Raw genomic sequence first — 16,546 nt, 5'->3', positions numbered from 1 at the left:
AATTCCACGCCGGCTATGTGGTTCTCTCTCATAGATAGCTCGAGCGGACATATAGCGGGTTGGCGGATTCCCAGGCCGTGGGAATGGTATCCGCCCCCGACTCGAATCGAACGCCGCTGGTGACGTGATGACGCTCTCGTTACTCACTGCGTTCGTGACTTCTTCAAAAAGTGCCCGGGGAGGGCTCCGAACCCTCGATCTCCGCATGTCCCAGGTTCGAGGCTCGGCAGTCCTCAGTGGGACAGGCGGGCTTCCAAGGCGAAACCGCACCGAATCTCTGAACCCTATGAGTGCGGCGCTATGTCCAGCTAAGCCACCCGGGCTCACTCGTTGGTAGTAGCGTCCGTTTCTTTAACCTTCCCATTCGTTGCGGGCGTGCAACGGGGACCCACGGATTTATGACATGGTCGTACGAACTACCGCGATATGAGCGTTCCCGGTATCGTCCAATCTACTCTCGAGGACGAGGAGATCGCGGCGCAAGTCTCTCTCGGTGGGGAAGACGAACTTTTCATTACGCCGTCTCGAACTCTCGTCTATCGAGCGGAAGGACTCCTGAGCGACGAATCGATCGAGGACTTTCCCCACGAGGCAGACCGACTCACCCTCTCGGAAGGTCGACGAAAAACCAAATTCTCCCTCGAGTACCCCCTGGAAGGCACCCACGAGTTTACTATCCCGGCGAGCAAGACCGATGCCGCCTTGCATCCGGTGCTTGCAGGCGTCTTGAACGGCAACGGTATCACCGATCCCGGCGAGACGGTCGTCCAAACCTACCGATTTAGTGAACTGACGCTGATCATCACGAGTGACCGACTCGTCAAACACATCGGCAGTGCCGTCTGGGACGAAGACTACGAGGAGTACCACTTCAGCGACGTCACCAACCTCTCGTTCGAAGACGGTAGCGTCGCCACGCAGATCGTCCTCGAAGTCGATGGTCGGCCCCAGCGGATCAAAGCCCCGAACGAAGAGGCAAACGACCTGCGCGAACGACTCAAACGCGCGCTCTTCGAGTATCACGACGTCGACTCGCTGTCGGCACTCAACGATCTGGTCGGTGTCGAATCCGACGCTGCCGAGGCCGACAGCGCATCGATGGACTTCGGCGACGGCGTCGATCCTCTCGATGCCGATCCACCGGAACCTGACGACGTAGATATCGATGATTCGACCGACGAATTCGCTGAGACGACCGCGGGCACTACCGTTGCAGGCGGCGACTCGGCGTCCCCATCGGTCGACTCAAACGGTCAATCGCGGAACGAACAGCCGGCTCAGACACAATCCCAGACACAGCGCCAGACCGGCACACAGCTCGAGACAGACACACACCAACACGAGGAGCGATCGGCGGCAACCGTCGAAACCGCAGACCTCTTCGATGACGATACCGACACGGCCGGCCAACAGACGGACACCGGTTCCGCAGCGACCACCGACGCCGTCGATCCAGCGCTTCTCGAGCGTATCGAGGACCTCGAGGCAGCCGTCGACCACCAGTCCGAACTCATCGAACGCCAACAACAGACCATCGAGCAGTTGATCGCCGAACTGCGACAGGGACGATAGCTCGAATCATCGACCCGACCGCCCTCACTCTCGTCCGGTTACCTTTCGAATGCACGAGGAGCCAAACGGGCCGAGTTCCCCGCCCTCGAGATCGATAAAGTAGCCCGTCGAGAGTCCGGAGCCACAGCGCCGACAGCGAAACTCACCTTCTTTTGTAATCACGTCACGGTCGAAGTTGACGTACTGGCGGCTTTTCGGCCGGATGATGCCATCGTCGCGTTCGATGACCCCTCGTAATTCGGCCTTGTCGAGGATCGTCCGGGTTACCGTCGGATCGCTCGTCACCGTCTCGATGCGATCGACGACATCGGCCAGCGGGAGTGACTCGTGCTCGAGGCGCTCGAGTAACGCCAGCCCGAGTTGGACGCGATCGTCGACAGCGTCGTTGGCTCTCTCCCCGGATCCCATCGGTCTGTGGTCTTCGTTCGGACGGAATAAACGTTGTGCCGCCGGATTGCTGTCCGGAGACACAAGAGATTCAATCCCTGAGTGAAAACTCCGGTCGATGTCGTCGGTGTCGACTCGAGCGATTATTGGCCTCCTCGTCGTCAGTGCGGTCCTCGCAGCCGGGATGCTCGTGTCACCGTCGACGGCGTTCGGGTTTCTGGAGTCGCTCACCGGCGACCCGTATCTGTTCGCCGTGACGATCGCTGGGCTCTACCTCGTTCGGCCGCTGTTCGCTTGGCCGACGACGCCACTTGCGGTCGTCGTCGGCTACGGTTACGGCGTTACGGTCGGCGTGCCAGTCGCGCTCGTCGGCCTCGTCGTGACGGTCGTCCCCGTATTCTTGGTCGCCCGTCGCGTCGTCGCCCGCGAACCGGCCTCCCGTCCGGTCTCTCAGCAGGCCGACGGGCTAGTGGGCGACCTTTTCGAGCGCGCGAGCGACGTGGCTGGCCGCTACTACAATACGGCCGGTCCGATTCGGGGTGTCGCCGTCTCCCGACTCGTCCCAATCCCCTCGGACGTTTCGACGTGTGCTGCCGCAGCGAGCGAGGTCAGACTTCGCCAGTTCGTCCTTGGGACGGTCCTGGGCGAACTCCCCTGGACGATCGCTGCGGTCGTCGTCGGCGCATCGGCGGCGACGCTCGCGGCCGATGGGCTCGGCGAACTCGGTCTCGTGGTGACGGTGGCGTGCTTGCTCGCGGCAGCGATCCTACTCGCTGGTCCAATCTACCGACTCGTTCGAAACCGATCGACTCGAGACACGTCACAACCGCTGGAGTACTAACGTTCTCACCGGTCACAAGAAGGGGTCGCTGCAGTCGATGATGACGCCGTGTTGTGGGCAGACGTACTTGCAGTGGCGTTCGAACATCGGTGCCTCGCAGTGAGGGCAGGTCGGCTCGGTCGAATCGGTATTTCGCCCGCCGTCTATTTCGGTCGTCCGATCGTCGGCGCTCGAGGGCGTCGATCCGGACCGACGATCATCGGCTGGGGCCATACTGGCAGTTCGGACCGGTGCCGCTAAGATCTACTGGTCGACTCGAGTCCGACGATCGATCGCGAAAAAGGACAGTTACTGACGGGTCGCTAGCTCAGCATTCGCTCCAGCCACAGGACTCGCACGTTTTGCAGCCTTCGGAGAAGTACAGCGAGAGCGAGCCACACTCGGGACATTCGGGGGATTCACCGGCATCGATGAGATCCTGTGTCGTGTCGTCGGTATCGCTTGCGGCCGCGGTCGCGCCGCCGTCGGTCTGGCGGTCGACGACACCTGCATCGGCTGATTCCTCGAGGGTCTTTTGCTCGGGGTACGGTTTGTCGATCTCGTTGTCGAGGTAGCGCCGCATCGCGGTGCCGATAGCGTCGGGAATCGACTGGATCTGTTCGCCTTTGTCCCAGGCCACCTTGGGGCTTCGAGTCCCACAGAGTTCGTCGACGATCTCTTCCGGATCGACGCCCGAGCGAAGCGAGGTCGAGATGACCTTCGCGAGCGCTTCGGTGAAGGAGTTCGTGAACCCGCCGGAGTGGCCGATGTTCGCGAACAGTTCGAACGGCTGACCGGTCTCGGGATCCTCGTTGATCGTCACGTAGATCTTCCCGTAGCCGGTGTCGATGCGCTGGCTGACGCCCTGGAGCGCGTCGGGCCGTTCGCGTTTCTCGGTGAAGTCGACGTGGACGGGTTCCGGTTCGGACGCTTCGTCGGGGTCGTCGGCGAGTGCGCCGACATCCGTCTCGAGGATGTCCTGAACGTCCTCGTTCTCGAGGAAGGTCTCGAGACCACCGAAAATATCGTCGATCTGTTCGACGAGCGCCGCCGCGGCCTCGGTCTCGTCGGCGAAGTCGGCGTTGTCGGCGCGGGTCGTCAGCACCTGCTTCGAGCGGGTGCCGTCGCGGTAGTAGGTGACACCCTTGCCGCCGTGCTCGTAGATGTACTCGAAGACGTCTTTGGCGTCCTCGAGCGTGGAATCGTTCGGTGCGTTGACGGTCTTCGAGATGGCGGAGTCGACGCCGGCCTGACAGGCGACCTGCACGCCGGCGTGTGCTTTCGCCGAGAGGTCACCGGTCGTGACGAACAGTTCGCCGATGGCGTCTGGCACCGTCGAGAGTCCTTCGACGCCGTTGAACTGGTTGGTCGCCATCTGTTCTTGGGCCTCCTCTTTGACGGCGTCGACGTCGATGTCGTTGTCCTCGAGCACCCGGAGGAAGTAGTCGTCGAACTCGACGAGCATTTCGTCGCCCTGGACGTCGTCGGAGACGTTCTTGTAGTAGGCGACGTTGTAGATCGGCTCACAGCCACCCGTGGTGTTGCCGACCATCGAAGTGGTGTTGTGTGTCACGAACCCGTTCGCGATGTAGGTGTTGTTCGACGGGACGCTGATATCTTTCGTGTAGGCCTTTGCCTCGGTAACCGAATCGACGGTTGCCACGTAGAAATTGGTCAACCGACGGTGGTCAAGTCGAACGGTCTCGCCCGTCTCGGCTTCGACATCCCTGACGAGTTTCCGGGAGACCGAACCGTTGATAGGCGACTGGTTGACCCGCTTCTTGACGGACTTGCTGACCGAATCGTACCCGTCGACAGTGCGGAGTGCCTCCACGACAGCCGGTGGATAGACATCGTTGCGATACGACTGGGCAGTGAGTTCGACGTCTAGGGACTTGGTGAGGAACCCGATTTCGTCTACGAAGCGCTCGTCCTGGTATTTGTTCGCACCGCGGAGGGCGTGTCGCGTTCGCTCACCGAAGTGATCGTCGCCCAGTTCGTCTGCGTCGTACGCCTCCCGTACGAAGACGCAGCCGAGCGAGAGCAACAACGTTTGTACCTGCTCGGCAAGTGTTTCGGAGACGGTGGACAGCTCCACCTTGCGAGGAGCAGTTCCATCGGCTTCGAACAAGCCCCTGAGGAATGCTCTGGGGACCTTCTCGTCGCTGCTGAGAACTTCTTCGGGGACGAAGGCGCTGGCGGCGCCTTCCCCCTCGTTTCCATCCGCTTTCTCCCAGCCGTTGTCCTCGAAGTATCGTGGGAGATGACGCCCACCGAAACAGAGAACGCGACGCGTGTCACGGTCCTCGACAGTCGGCGACACGCCAAACAGCGATTCGCCGAGCTCGCGGAGGTACGCGTCGAGTTCCTCGGCGTCCGATTCGACGACCAGCTTGACTCCGACCTCGTCGTGGACGTATCCATCGCCCATAAAGTACCCCAGGAACGCCGCGAGCTCCGGAGTCATTTCTGCGGGTAGCTGGAGGTCCTCGTCGGTGTTGTGATAGTAGTTCTCCCGTTCGCTCGTGTCGAGGTCGGCACGGGATCCGCCATCGAAGGTGTTGCGCTGAAGGACGATGTGGTCGCCAGGTTCGAAGTCGTCGGCCTCCTTCCACGCGTACTCGCCGTTCTCGTCGATCGTTCGGAACCGGTGGTTCGGCGTCGAAGCGACGCTGAATCCACCTTCCGTTTCGATCCGTCGCACGTCGGCGAAGCCGTTGTCGTACACAGCTGTCGCAGTCTTCGTTCCGCCGTCGGTGGAAACACCGGCTTCGATCTCGCCCCACTGCTCGAACTCCGCACCGGTGTTGTCCAGATCCTTGATCGGCCGAAGACCCTCGTCGGTCGAGACGAGTGAGTCTTCGTCGACACAACCGGTCGGCGCGATAGTCGTCACGTTGTGGTTACGGATGTGGAAGCCCTCGGCCCAGTCGTCGGCGTCGAGGCCGGTCTGTTTCTCGAACCACTCGCGGTACTCGGTCGGGTTCGCGTACTTGGAGTTGTCCCACTCGTCGAAGCTCCCGCGTTCCTCGGCGAGTTCGTGGGATGTCCACTTCGCGGTGTGGTTGATGTGGGTCATGAGCTGGCGTGCGACCTCGTTGGAGGCCTCGCTGCCGTACTCCATCCCCAGCTGGATGTACAGCTGGGCGAGTCCCATGATGCCTAGCCCGATCTTGCGCATCTCCCGGACCTTCTGCTCGATCTTCTCGACCGGGAAGTCCGACATGGTGACGACGTTCTCCAAAAATCGCGTCCCCATCTCGATGCGGCGATCGAACTCCTCGAAGTCGACTGCCTCCTCGAGGAAGGCGTCGACGGCGTTCTCGAGGTCGTCGTAGTCGTCGCCGTGCTCGTCGTACCAGACGCGCCAGTCTGGAGCCTCGAGATCCGCGAGCGTCGAGAGGTTGATGTGACCGAGGTTACAGGCCTCGTACTCCTCCAACGGCTGTTCTCCGCATGGATTTGTCGCTAATATTCTATGTTCAGGATGTTTATCTATATCGAACGAGTGCTGTTTGTTGACCCGCTCGAGGTAGATCACGCCGGGTTCGCCGTTCTCGTGAGCCCCCTCGACGATGTCGTCCCAGATTTCTTCTGCGGGAATTGACAATTCTTCGCCGACCTCGACGTGGTCGCCGAGACCGAACATCTCGTAGAGCTCTTTGGTCTCTTCGGTCGCGACGTGTGGCTCTTCCGTGCGCGGGTTGGTGAAGGTAAACTCCTCGCCGTTCTGGAGGGCCTCCATGAAGTCGTCGGTGATGCCGACGGAGATGTTGAAGTTCGAGAGGTGGCCCTCGACGGCGTTGCGGAGGTGTTTGGGGACGCGGCCCTCGTCGTCGATGAGTTCGCGGGCCTCCTCGAGAGCAGCCTGGAAGGAGGTGTGGGTGTAGTCGTCGGGGTCGTTCAGACGCAGCGTCTCGGCCAGCGAGACGTCCTTGTTCTTGGCGTGGATGAACTGGATGACATCGGGATGGGAGACGCGCATGACGCCCATCTGCGCGCCGCGGCGCGCGCCACCCTGTGCGATCGTCTCGCACATCTGGTCGTACGTCCGCATGAAGGTGATCGGGCCGCTGGCGATGCCGCCAGTGCTGCCGACCGCGTCGCCGTAGGGGCGGAGTCGCCAGAAGGCATACCCCATTCCGCCGCCGCTATTGTGCGAGACGATCCCGTCGGTCACGTATTCGTGGTTATCCTCGATGGTGATGTCGTAGACGGTCGCGGGTTCGGATTCGGTCACGGCCTCGACCTCGACAGTGTATTCCTCGCCGATAACGTGGGAGTCTCGAGGGGAGATGGAATCGATGTTCGACAGGGCGACTTCGCGCCGTTCGTCGATGAAACCGACCTCGCGGAGGAACGCTTTCCGTCCCTCGCCGGTCGTCGGAACGAGGCCGTAGTACGGATGGGCGTCTTCGTCGCGGATGACGGACTTTTTGACTGGATAGCCAAGCCCCATCATCAGCGTCGCGACGTCGTCGATAGCTCGTTCGGACGAACTGTACAGTTTTGGATACGTGTCGTTGAGCAACGTTCCGTCCGCCGTGAAGTACCCGCGGAGGAACGCTTCGACGACGGTGGCGGGTGCACGCTTTACGACCTGCGGGACGCGAGCGGACTGGGCACCGTCGGCCTTACAATCGAAGTTCGCCTCCCACCAGCGCTTGATCTCGTGACTGTTGATACCGACCTCGTAGCACCCGTCTGCGGCGGAGATAGATGTCGACGTACCGAATAGTTGTTGGGAGAGTTCGTCGATGTACTCGGCGATACTCTCTCGACCAACGTGGAACCGAACCCCGTTCTGGTGCCACGACCCGTCACCGACCCAGAGTCCGACGAGTTCCGCGAGTCCCTCGGTTAACTGCTCCGGTTGGCTGACCGCCTTGACCGGTGTTCCGTTCGGAGTGAGTTGTTCGCGAGCACGGAACTGTCCGACAGTCGCTTGGTGGACGTCTAGTTCGTCGGCAATCTCCGCGTCGGTGTGTCCGTCCCGATACAGTCGGTGGGCCGTCGACTCGTCGAACGACGACGAACCGGGTTTCCGCCCACCGTTTCCGTTCGGCGGGAGATCAAGTTCGTTGCTCCGGCGGCGCTGTACCGTGGACTTCCCGCAGTCGAGACGCTCCGCAATCTCATAATCGCTGAGGTCTTCCCGATACAGCTCGAGAATCTCCGCGTTCTCGACGGTTCTGTTCTCGCTCCACTGAGCGCCGCTCGCTACAGACGTAAGCTCTGGGACCTCACGGTCCGCCTCTCGAAGCCAGCCTAACGCGTAGTGAATCTCCTGGCCGGCCTGGATCTCGTCGAGTCGCGTCCATTCCCCGTCGACCATGAGACGGTGGTTCGGCGTTCCGCGGACGGAAAGTCCGTTCGCGAGGGTAACCGTAAGCGTCTCTGCGTCTTCGTACGTGTGTGTCTCCTCGACGGGTTTGTACTGGAACCCCGAATCGGTCCGCTGTGCGACGCGGTCACCGGCTGCCACGTCGGCGACGCTAATTATTCCTTTCTCCTCGACCATCACCGTCGACTCCTCGGTGAGACACTGGAAGACCTGTGCGGCCTCCTTGGCGGTCTGATGGATGTCGTCGATGTCGTCCTCGGGAGAGTCGACGAAACACGCCGAAAGCTGTTGAAGTTCGTCGCCCGCGTTCATCAGGGTCGGCGAGTTCGGCATGAAATCGAGGTTTGCCATCATGCCCTGGAACTCCGCAGAAACGTCCTCGACGTGGTCGCGGATGTCCTCGGGGAGTTCGGGGACAACGGTGTCGTAGGCGAACTTGTTGACGTTGTAGATAGAGAGGGTCGTCTCGGCGTCGTCCGCCGTACTAGTGCCGGCGCCAAACACGTCCTCGGCGAGTTCGTCACGCCGCGGATGGTCGGGTTTGAGCTGGTCGGGCGTAACTGTAATCTCGATGTCCCGTTTTTCGGCCGCAAAGACGGCCTCTGCGAGCGCGATGTTCTTGCCGACGCGCTCGAAGAGGTCCTCCTGTTGCTCGACGAGGTTCCCGTCGGCGTTCTTGCGCAGATACCGTGCCGGAAGGATGTTGTGGTAGGCGTTACCGGTCAGGCGATCCTCCAGGGTCTCTCCCTCGGTGCGCTTGATCGGTAGCGTCAACTCTTCCGCGGAGAGATCGTGTTGGCTCATGCGTGGGCCACCCCGTCGCTATCCCGCCCTCGCGTCGCAATTCTGGCGCTAATCCGAGTCGTGGCTCTCATCATTCGTGACGAAGGTTCGGTATTCGTGCATCACTCATAAACCTGTCCTATTTTGGTTGCACTAGTTCAATTTGTATTGTGTAGATGGCTCTGCGTGGTTCCAGAGTCCGCGAACGGCGGCCGTCGAGGCGGCCGCGTTGTGGCCTATCAGGGGCTACGGCGTCGATGGCCTTAACGATTTTCAGACCGAAGTGAAAGTGAACGAAATCGGCTGAATACTGCGCTCTCGCTTCGATTCTTCCGGTATCGCGTCACCTATCGAGGCTGGTGTCCGGAACCAACATATACGGCGTCGTTGTTGTCACGATTTCCAGAAAGATTACGTCCCTTCGCTACAGCCACTTCGTATGGTCGACCCACTGTCGGGGACGGTGTTGCTCGCCCTCGCCGCCATCGCCGCAATCGGCGTTGCGATTATCGCAATTCGGATCGCGATCAAACTCGCAATCCGCGTCGGTATCGTCGCGGCGATCGTCCTCGCCGCGCTGTATGCGACTGGTTTCGTCGGGCTCCCGTTCTGAACTCAGGAACGGCCGCGGACGTCCTCGAGGAAGTTCTCGATGACGTCGTGTCCAACGGCTGTTAGTACGCTCTCCGGATGGAACTGTACTGCCTCGAGCGGATACTCCCGATGACGAACGCCCATAACGAGCGTTTCCGTCCCGTGTGCTGCCGTCGCCGTCACCTCGAGACAGTCCGGGATGTCGGTGGCGACCAGCGAGTGATAGCGCCCTGCTCGAAAGCCCTGTTCTAAGCCCGCGAAGACGCCTTGGCTATCGTGATCGACTGCCGATGCCTTCCCGTGGATCGGATCCGGGGCGCGGCCGACGCTGCCGCCGTACTCGTAGACGGCCGCCTCGAGACCGAGGCAGATGCCAAGCGTCGGCACGTCGGGGCTAATTTCTCGGAGCACGTCCATCGTGACGCCGACGTCGCGGTCGTTTTTGGGGTGGCCGGGGCCGGGACTAATAACGATTGCGTCGGGATCGGTGGCCCGAACGTCCGCGAGTGACGCAGTGTTTTTCAGCACCTCGGTCTCGGTTCCGTCCTGCTGGCTAACGTATTCGACGAGGTTGTAGGTGAACGAGTCGTAGTTGTCGATAAACAGTACGGTCGTCGACTCGGGGTCCGTACCGGACTCGGCCTCCCCAGTCGTCGCGCTCATCTGCTTACCTCCGGGGAGATCCCCGTCTCGCGGTCGTCGCTCGAGGGGCGTTCGATCGCCTCGAGTGCGGCCAGTACGCCGCCCATCTTCTTTTCGGTCTCCTCGTACTCGGCGGTGGGATCGCTGTCGGCGACCAGCCCGGCACCGGCCTGGACGGTGATTCGATCCGACGCGTCTTCGGCCGACTCGAGGGATTCGACCGTCGCCGTCCGGATGACGATCGCGAAGTCGGCGTCGCCGGTCCAGGAGTAGTAACCGACGCCGCCGCCGTAGAGACCTCGCGGCTCGGTTTCGAGCGCGTCGATGATCTCCATCGCGCGAACCTTCGGTGCGCCCGAAAGTGTGCCGGCGGGGAAGGCCGCTCGGGTCGCGTCGAAGGCGTCTGCGTCGGCCGCCAGTTGGCCGGTCACGGTCGACTCGATGTGCTGGACGTGGCTGTACTTGAGAACGTTCATGAACTCGTCGACGCGAACGCTGCCGGCTTCGGATACGCGGCGCACGTCGTTTCGCGCCAGATCGACGAGCATCGTGTGTTCGGCTCGCTCTTTCTCGTCGGCGAGCATCTCGCCGGCGAGGCGTCGATCCTCGACCGGACTCGAGCCCCGGTCGCAGGTGCCGGCGATGGGATTCGACATCACCTCGCGGCCGCGCACGGAGATGAGCGTCTCCGGGCTCGCACCGACGACGGTCAGATCGTCGTGCTCGAGGAGGTACATGTACGGCGAGGGGTTCACGTCGCGCATGGCCTCGTAGAAGCCGAGCGGATCGACGTCGCCGTAGAGTTCGCGCGTCCGAGAGATGACGCCCTGATAGATGTCGCCGTCGAGGACGTGCTCTTTGGCGCGTCGTACGTGATCCTCGTAGTCGGCTTTCGGGCCGGCGACCTCGTCGTGGCGAACGAAACCCCCGGTTTCGGGGTGGTCGGCCGTTCGAAGCGTTTCCGCGACGGCGTTCGCTTCCGCACACAGCTCGTCGTAGACGGCGCCCGGGTCGTCCGCGGACGTGAGCATCGGCGTGAAGACCAGCGAGACGGTGCCGTCGCGTTCGTCGAACGCGAGCGTCTTCGTCGTTAGCACGAACTGTGCGTCGGGAAAGCGCGAATCGGGACGCTCGCAGCCGACTTCCTCGAGCCAGAGGTCGTAGACGGCGTCGTAGGCTAGAAAGCCAACGAGCCCGCCCTCCAGATGCTGGCGGTCGTGGTCGGGAAAGTTCTCCAGACGAACGTCGCCCATCGCCGCCCGGAGTTCGTCGACGGTGTCGCCGTTTCTCTCGCCGTCGGTGTCCCGGTCGCCCTCGCTGGCGGTCTCGAGGTGTGCGAGCGGTGCATCGTCGGTCAACGCCTCGACGGTCGTTTCGTCGGGGTCGACCGTCACGACGGCCTCGGGATCGTAGCCGACGTAGGAAAATCGGGCGTGACGATCCGCCGTCGCGGAGCTCGGGCGAAACGCGCCGTCGGGATCGCTCGAAGCGGTCTTCTCGGCGCTCTCGAGCAGGAAGGCGTAGGACGATCGCTCGCGGTCACTCCCGGTAGACCGGCCGGTCAAGGCAGCGTAGGCGGCAAGCGGCGTCGTCTCGGCGTCGAGCGTCGCGACGGTGCGGACGACGGTCGGCTGTGCCGACGCGTCGCGTGCGTGTTCGCCGAAGGAGTCGCGATCGATATCGAACGTCACCCGCTCGTTCGGTTGCGTATCGGTCATGGAAATCACGAAGAGACAGTCGGCTCGGTGGTCTGGCTCGCTCGGTTCGCTCGCTCGACGAAGGCGTAGACCGCATCGTCGTCTTTGTGCCCGCCCTCGTACTCGACGCCGCTTGCCACGTCGACGGCGAACGGTTCGGCGGTTCGAACGGCGTCGGCGACGTTGGCCGGCGTCAAGCCGCCGGCGAGAATTATCGGAGACTCGAGGTCGGCCGTCGCCTCGCGGGTCCGGTCCCAGTCGTGGGTCTCGCCGGTGCCGCCGCCGCCCTCGTCGTCGACGCTATCGACGACGAATCCGTCGACGAGATCGTCGTAGTTCTCGCCAGCGGCGACATCGTCGGCAGCTACGGCGAGCAGGAGGTCGGCCTCGAGGTCGTCACGAAGCGCCGACAGCTCGTCGCGACTAACGTCGCCGTGAAGCTGTACCGCGTCCGGTTCGATCGCGGCGACCAATTCGTTCGTTCGTGTCGGTGCCGTCGCCATCGTGACGAGGACGCTCGTGACGAACGGCGGCGTCGCTGCCGCGAGAGTCCGCGCACGCTCGAGCGAGACCTCGCGAGGCGTCTCCACGGGAACGTCACAGATGATGCCCACCGCGTCGGCGCCGGCGTCGACCGCCGTCTCGAGGTCGCTCTCGGTCGTCAATCCACAGATCTTGACGCGACTCATCGTCCCTCCGGTTCCGGCGTGACTGTACGGAGTTGCTCGAGTTTCGTCCCAGCGTCGCCGTCGTCGATCGCGGCCGCGGCGGCCTCGGCGCCGGCCTCGAGCGAGGGGGCTTCGCCGGCGACGTAGATCGCGGCACCGGCGTTCGCGAGGATGACCGCTCGTTTCGCGCCCGAGACGTCTCCCTCGACGATACCACGCATATCGCGGGCGTTTGCCGCGGGCGAACCGCCGGCGATGTCCTCGATTGCGTGCTCGGTGAGCCCGAGGTCCGCGGGCTCGAGGCTGTAGGTGTCGACCGATTCGCCGTCGACTTCGGCGACGGTGGTCTCGCCGTGGATCGCGATTTCGTCCGTGCCGCTACCGTGGACGACCAGCGCTCGCTCGACATCCATCCGTGCGAGGGCGTCCGCAAGCGTCGGGACGAGGTCGGGATCGTAGACGCCGACGACCTGGGCATCCGCGCCGGCAGGGTTCGTCAACGGTCCGAGCACGTTGAATACCGTTCGCATGCCAAGTTCCTTGCGCGGACCGATGACGGCTTTCATCGCCGGATGAAAGACGGGCGCGAGCATGAAGCCGATGCCGTCGTCTTCGATCGCCGCTTCGACGGCTGGCGGTTCGGCCTCGACGTCGACGCCAACCGCCTCTAAGACATCCGCACTGCCCGAGGACGACGAGACGGAGTAGTTTCCGTGTTTCGCGACGGGGACGCCCGCGCCGGCGGCGACGATCGCGCTCGTCGTCGAGACGTTGATCGTGTTGTAGTCGTCGCCGCCGGTCCCACAGGTGTCGACCAGGGGATCGCGATCGGGCGAAATCGTCCGTGCGGCCTCGCGCATTCCCTGGGCGAAGCCGGCGATTTCGGCTTCCGTTTCGCCTTTCGCCCGTAGCGCTGCGAGCAACGCACCGATCTGTGCCTCCGTCGCCTCCTCGAACACGGCCGTCGAGGCGGCTCGAGCTTCCGATTGTGAGAGATCTTTGCCGTCCGTAACGCGTTCGACGTACTCCTGCATAGTGAACACCAATGTACGTAGTTGTCTTACAATGTCCAAATCAGTACATGGACTTAAGCGTATCGACGCGACCCATGAGTTCCACCCGCGTACGGCAACCGATTCGAAACCTTCAATTACGGTGGCGGGCAAGCACTGAGTGCAGACGAGGTGGCGACAGGCGCCACGAGCGAAACCAGGCGGGTTGGTGGTCTAGTCTGGTTATGACACCTCCTTGACATGGAGGAGGCCGGCAGTTCAAATCTGCCCCAACCCATTTTTGACGGAACAACAACGACGAGCGAAGTGAGTCGTTCGTTCCGTCAAAATTGAAATGCCAATTTGAACCAGACGAGTCGCAGCTCGCGCAGCGACCGCAGGGAGCGAGCAAGAACGTCTCGGCGTGGTTCAAACTGCCGACCGGTTTCACCGAACGTATCCGTCGAACGTTTCGTCGACGTACCGCTCGGATTCGACGGGAACGCCCGTACTCTGCTCGAAGAGTTTGACGACGCTACAGCAGTCTTCGTCCCCGAGTCCTTCCGCGCTCGCTCGCGTATACAGCTGATTGACAAGGGCGGTCAACATCAGCGGCATCTCCTGGTTGTTCCCCATCTCGAGCGCTAAACCCGTGTCTTTTCGGGCGTAGTCGACGGTAAAGCCGGCCTCGAAGTTTCGGTTCAACGCCTTGGGCAGTCGCTTTCGCAGCTGGTTGGACGCGCCACCCGTATTCGTCAGGATGTCCTCGAGCACCTTGCCGTCGACGCCGGCGGCGACGCCGAGCGACGCGGCCTCCATCGCGAGCAGGAGATTCCCCATCGAGAGGACGTTGTTCAACAACTTCACCGTGTGTCCGGCGCCTACTTCGCCCGCGTAGAAGGTTCGGTCGCTGAGACACTCGAGGAGTTCCTGTACCGCATCGAGCTGGTACACGTCCTCGTCCCCGCCGACGATGGTCACGAGCGAGCCGTCGCTGCAGTTGGACGGACCGCCGCTGACGGGTGCGTCGAGGAGTTCGACACCGTCGCTTTTCGCCGCGATGCGGCGCGTCGTGTCCGGCTCTATCGTGCTCATCTCGAGCGCGACGACGCCGTCGCCTCGCGTTGCGCCCGCGTCGATCCCGTCGTCGCCGAGGTAGACGGCCTCGACGACTGCTGGCGTCGGCAGGCTGGTGATGATAACGTCGGCCTCGGCTGCGACGCAGTCGGTCGATTCCCCGCGGCGAACGTCGCCGTCGGTGACGTTCCGGACGGTTTCGTTGTCGGCGTCGTATCCCGTAACCGAGTAGCCCGATGTGGCGAGTCGCGTCGCGATACTGCTACCCATTCGGCCAAGACCGATCACGCCGACGGCAGGTTTCGCCATGCTAGATATAAACAATCATCCAAGAGCAAATAAGTATCGCGTACCCCACAGCACAATACCGCCAGCAATCTCACAGCGACGCTTTCCCCGTTGCCGATCTCGTAGGACACGCTCTCCTCAGTACGTACGCTCACCCTCTCACGGATTTCGCCCGTCGACCGTCACTCCTGGGTGTGGCCGATGTTTACACACACGTTTTTCGTTTCTGCGAACTGCTCGAGTCCTTCCAGTCCCTTTTCGCGTCCGAATCCGCTCTGTCGAGTGCCGCCAAACGGCGTCTCGACGCCGCCCGCGAACCACTCGTTGACGTAGACTTGTCCGGCGACGACGTCTCGAGCGAATCGGTGGGCGCGCCGGAGGTCTTCGGTGAAAATGCCGGCGGTGAGTCCGTACTCCGTATCGTTTGCGATGTCGATCGCTTCGGCCTCGTCGCTGAACGGAATCACCGATAATACCGGTCCGAAAATTTCCTCCTGGCTGATCCGGTGGTCGTTGCTCGCACCGTCGAATATCGTGGGTTCGACGAAGTATCCGGTTTCGGTGTCGTCAGGGACACCACCGACGATCGGTTCACCGACCTCGCTCGTCCCGATCTCGATGTAGTCTTTGACCGTCTTGTACTGGGTTTCGGAGACGAGCGCGCCAACGTCGGGATCGTCGAGACCCGGCCCGACCGTGAGCGTTCGAACCCGTTCGACGAGTCGGTCGACGAATTCGTCGTGGATGTCCTGGTGGACGATCAGCCGATCGCCCGCCGAACAGACCTGTCCCGCATTCCGCGAGAAGATTGAGATGACCGTCTGCTCGAGGGCCTGCTCGAGGTCCGCGTCCGGAAACACCACGTTCGGATTCTTGCCACCGGCCTCGATGTGAACGGGTTTGAGCTGTCGTGCCGCCGTCGCGGCGACTTCCGCCCCTGTCGGGACGGAGCCCGTAAACGCGATCCCGTCGACGTCATCGTGTTCGGTGAGTGCGGCGCCCGCCGTCGTCCCGTCGCCCGGAACCACGTTGATCGCCCCGTCGGGAACGCCCGCCTCGTCGAGCAGTTCGCCGAGAACGACGGCGGTCAGCGGCGTCTGTTCTGCCGGTTTGACGACGGCGGCGTTGCCGACAGCGAGCGCCGGCGCGACGGTTCGGGCAAACAGCGAAGTCGGGAAGTTCCAGGGGACGATATGGCCGGTCACTCCGAGCGGCTCGTGGACCGTATAATCGACGTGCTCGGCTCCCAGCGGGATCGTCTCCCCCTGAAATTTGTCTGTCGCACCAGCGTAGTATTCGAAGTATCTGGCTGCGACCTCGAGTTCGGTCCGGGACTGCGAAATCGGTTTCCCGTTCTCTCGAGTCAAGAGTTGTGCGAGCGCGTCTTTGTTCGCCTCGATACGCTCTCCCGCCCGCCCGAGAATGCGACCGCGTTCTACCGGACTCGTCTCGTGCCAGTCACGCTGTGCATCGCGTGCGGCGTCGACGGCGCGGTCGATATCCGGGTCCGAACCCGCACTGACGGTCGCGACCGGCTCCTCGGTCGCGGAATCCTCGACGACAAGTCGCTCACCCGATGCTGCTGGCGCCGTTTCGCCGTCGATAAACAGGTCGTACTCGTCGTCGGTTGTCGCGTTATTGGGACACATACTCACGAGAACCCTTGCCGAGCGACGGGGATT

General features: G+C 62.5%; 11 protein-coding genes, 2 tRNA genes and 2 pseudogenes. 4 read left to right on the top strand and 11 right to left on the bottom strand.

The window, feature by feature from the left end; translation table 11 throughout:
* Positions 1-171: 171 nt before the first annotated feature.
* Positions 172-323: transfer RNA gene (locus D8Y22_RS22280), tRNA-Met, on the bottom strand.
* Positions 324-426: 103 nt separating this feature from the next.
* On the opposite strand from D8Y22_RS22280, the gene D8Y22_RS06705 reads away from it, so the two are divergent.
* Entirely contained in the window at positions 427-1,572 is a 1,146-nt protein-coding gene (locus D8Y22_RS06705) for a DUF7115 domain-containing protein (protein ID WP_141463942.1), read from the top strand.
* 24 nt (positions 1,573-1,596) lie between these two features.
* Here D8Y22_RS06705 and D8Y22_RS06700 read toward each other — a convergent pair whose 3' ends face one another.
* Positions 1,597-1,980 carry a DUF5830 family protein gene (locus D8Y22_RS06700; RefSeq protein WP_141463941.1) on the bottom strand — a complete coding sequence of 128 codons (384 nt, stop codon included), beginning with the start codon at positions 1,978-1,980 and terminating at the stop codon, positions 1,597-1,599.
* Positions 1,981-2,077: 97 nt separating this feature from the next.
* Between D8Y22_RS06700 and D8Y22_RS06695 the strand changes: the two genes are divergently transcribed.
* Entirely contained in the window at positions 2,078-2,800 is a 723-nt protein-coding gene (locus tag D8Y22_RS06695) for a TVP38/TMEM64 family protein (RefSeq protein ID WP_141463940.1), read from the top strand.
* Positions 2,801-2,812: 12 nt separating this feature from the next.
* On the opposite strand, the gene D8Y22_RS06690 is transcribed toward D8Y22_RS06695, so the two are convergent.
* The 3 genes and pseudogenes from D8Y22_RS06690 to D8Y22_RS06685 all read right to left on the bottom strand — a co-directional run.
* Positions 2,813-3,013 (bottom strand): HVO_2523 family zinc finger protein, encoded by a 201-nt coding sequence (locus tag D8Y22_RS06690; protein WP_141463939.1) that lies wholly within the window; start codon positions 3,011-3,013, stop codon positions 2,813-2,815.
* A gap of 94 nt (positions 3,014-3,107) precedes the next feature.
* Positions 3,108-3,623: pseudogene (locus tag D8Y22_RS23485) on the bottom strand (TSCPD domain-containing protein); the annotation flags it as partial.
* Between the two features lie 131 nt (positions 3,624-3,754).
* Positions 3,755-8,927: pseudogene (locus D8Y22_RS06685) on the bottom strand (adenosylcobalamin-dependent ribonucleoside-diphosphate reductase); the annotation flags it as partial.
* Positions 8,928-9,345: 418 nt separating this feature from the next.
* Between D8Y22_RS06685 and D8Y22_RS22275 the strand changes: the two are divergent.
* On the top strand, positions 9,346-9,519 hold the full coding sequence (locus D8Y22_RS22275) for a hypothetical protein (RefSeq protein ID WP_174811791.1): 174 nt from the start codon (positions 9,346-9,348) through the stop codon (positions 9,517-9,519).
* 2 nt (positions 9,520-9,521) lie between these two features.
* Here the strand turns inward: D8Y22_RS22275 and trpG are convergent, their stop codons facing one another.
* From trpG to trpD, 4 genes are read right to left on the bottom strand one after another with little or no spacing between them, the layout of a single operon-like run.
* Positions 9,522-10,163 (bottom strand): anthranilate synthase component II, encoded by a 642-nt coding sequence (gene trpG, locus D8Y22_RS06680; protein ID WP_141463937.1) that lies wholly within the window; start codon positions 10,161-10,163, stop codon positions 9,522-9,524.
* Positions 10,160-11,860, bottom strand: coding sequence for an anthranilate synthase component I (gene trpE, locus D8Y22_RS06675; RefSeq protein WP_141463936.1), 1,701 nt, complete (start codon positions 11,858-11,860; stop codon positions 10,160-10,162). The genes trpG and trpE overlap by 4 nt, the downstream gene beginning before the upstream one ends.
* A 5-nt stretch (positions 11,861-11,865) precedes the next feature.
* Positions 11,866-12,528 (bottom strand): phosphoribosylanthranilate isomerase, encoded by a 663-nt coding sequence (locus tag D8Y22_RS06670; protein ID WP_141463935.1) that lies wholly within the window; start codon positions 12,526-12,528, stop codon positions 11,866-11,868.
* The gene (trpD, locus tag D8Y22_RS06665; protein WP_141463934.1) at positions 12,525-13,541 is read right to left on the bottom strand and encodes an anthranilate phosphoribosyltransferase; all 1,017 of its coding nucleotides are present in this window, start codon (positions 13,539-13,541) and stop codon (positions 12,525-12,527) included. Before trpD ends, D8Y22_RS06670 begins: the two co-directional genes overlap by 4 nt.
* Positions 13,542-13,722: 181 nt before the next feature.
* On the opposite strand from trpD, the gene D8Y22_RS06660 reads away from it, so the two are divergent.
* A tRNA-Val gene (locus D8Y22_RS06660) sits at positions 13,723-13,797 on the top strand.
* Between the two features lie 149 nt (positions 13,798-13,946).
* Here the strand turns inward: D8Y22_RS06660 and D8Y22_RS06655 are convergent.
* Together D8Y22_RS06655 and D8Y22_RS06650 are read right to left on the bottom strand one after the other, a co-directional pair.
* The gene (locus D8Y22_RS06655) at positions 13,947-14,885 is read right to left on the bottom strand and encodes an NAD(P)-dependent oxidoreductase (RefSeq protein ID WP_141463933.1); all 939 of its coding nucleotides are present in this window, start codon (positions 14,883-14,885) and stop codon (positions 13,947-13,949) included.
* A gap of 161 nt (positions 14,886-15,046) precedes the next feature.
* Positions 15,047-16,513 carry an aldehyde dehydrogenase family protein gene (locus tag D8Y22_RS06650; protein ID WP_141463932.1) on the bottom strand — a complete coding sequence of 489 codons (1,467 nt, stop codon included), beginning with the start codon at positions 16,511-16,513 and terminating at the stop codon, positions 15,047-15,049.
* Positions 16,514-16,546: the final 33 nt, after the last annotated feature.

The sequence above is a fragment of the Salinadaptatus halalkaliphilus genome (assembly GCF_006543045.1).
GTDB lineage: Archaea > Halobacteriota > Halobacteria > Halobacteriales > Natrialbaceae > Salinadaptatus > Salinadaptatus halalkaliphilus.
Note: the sequence above shows the minus strand (reverse complement) of the source record. Positions and strands in the feature narration are given on the sequence as shown.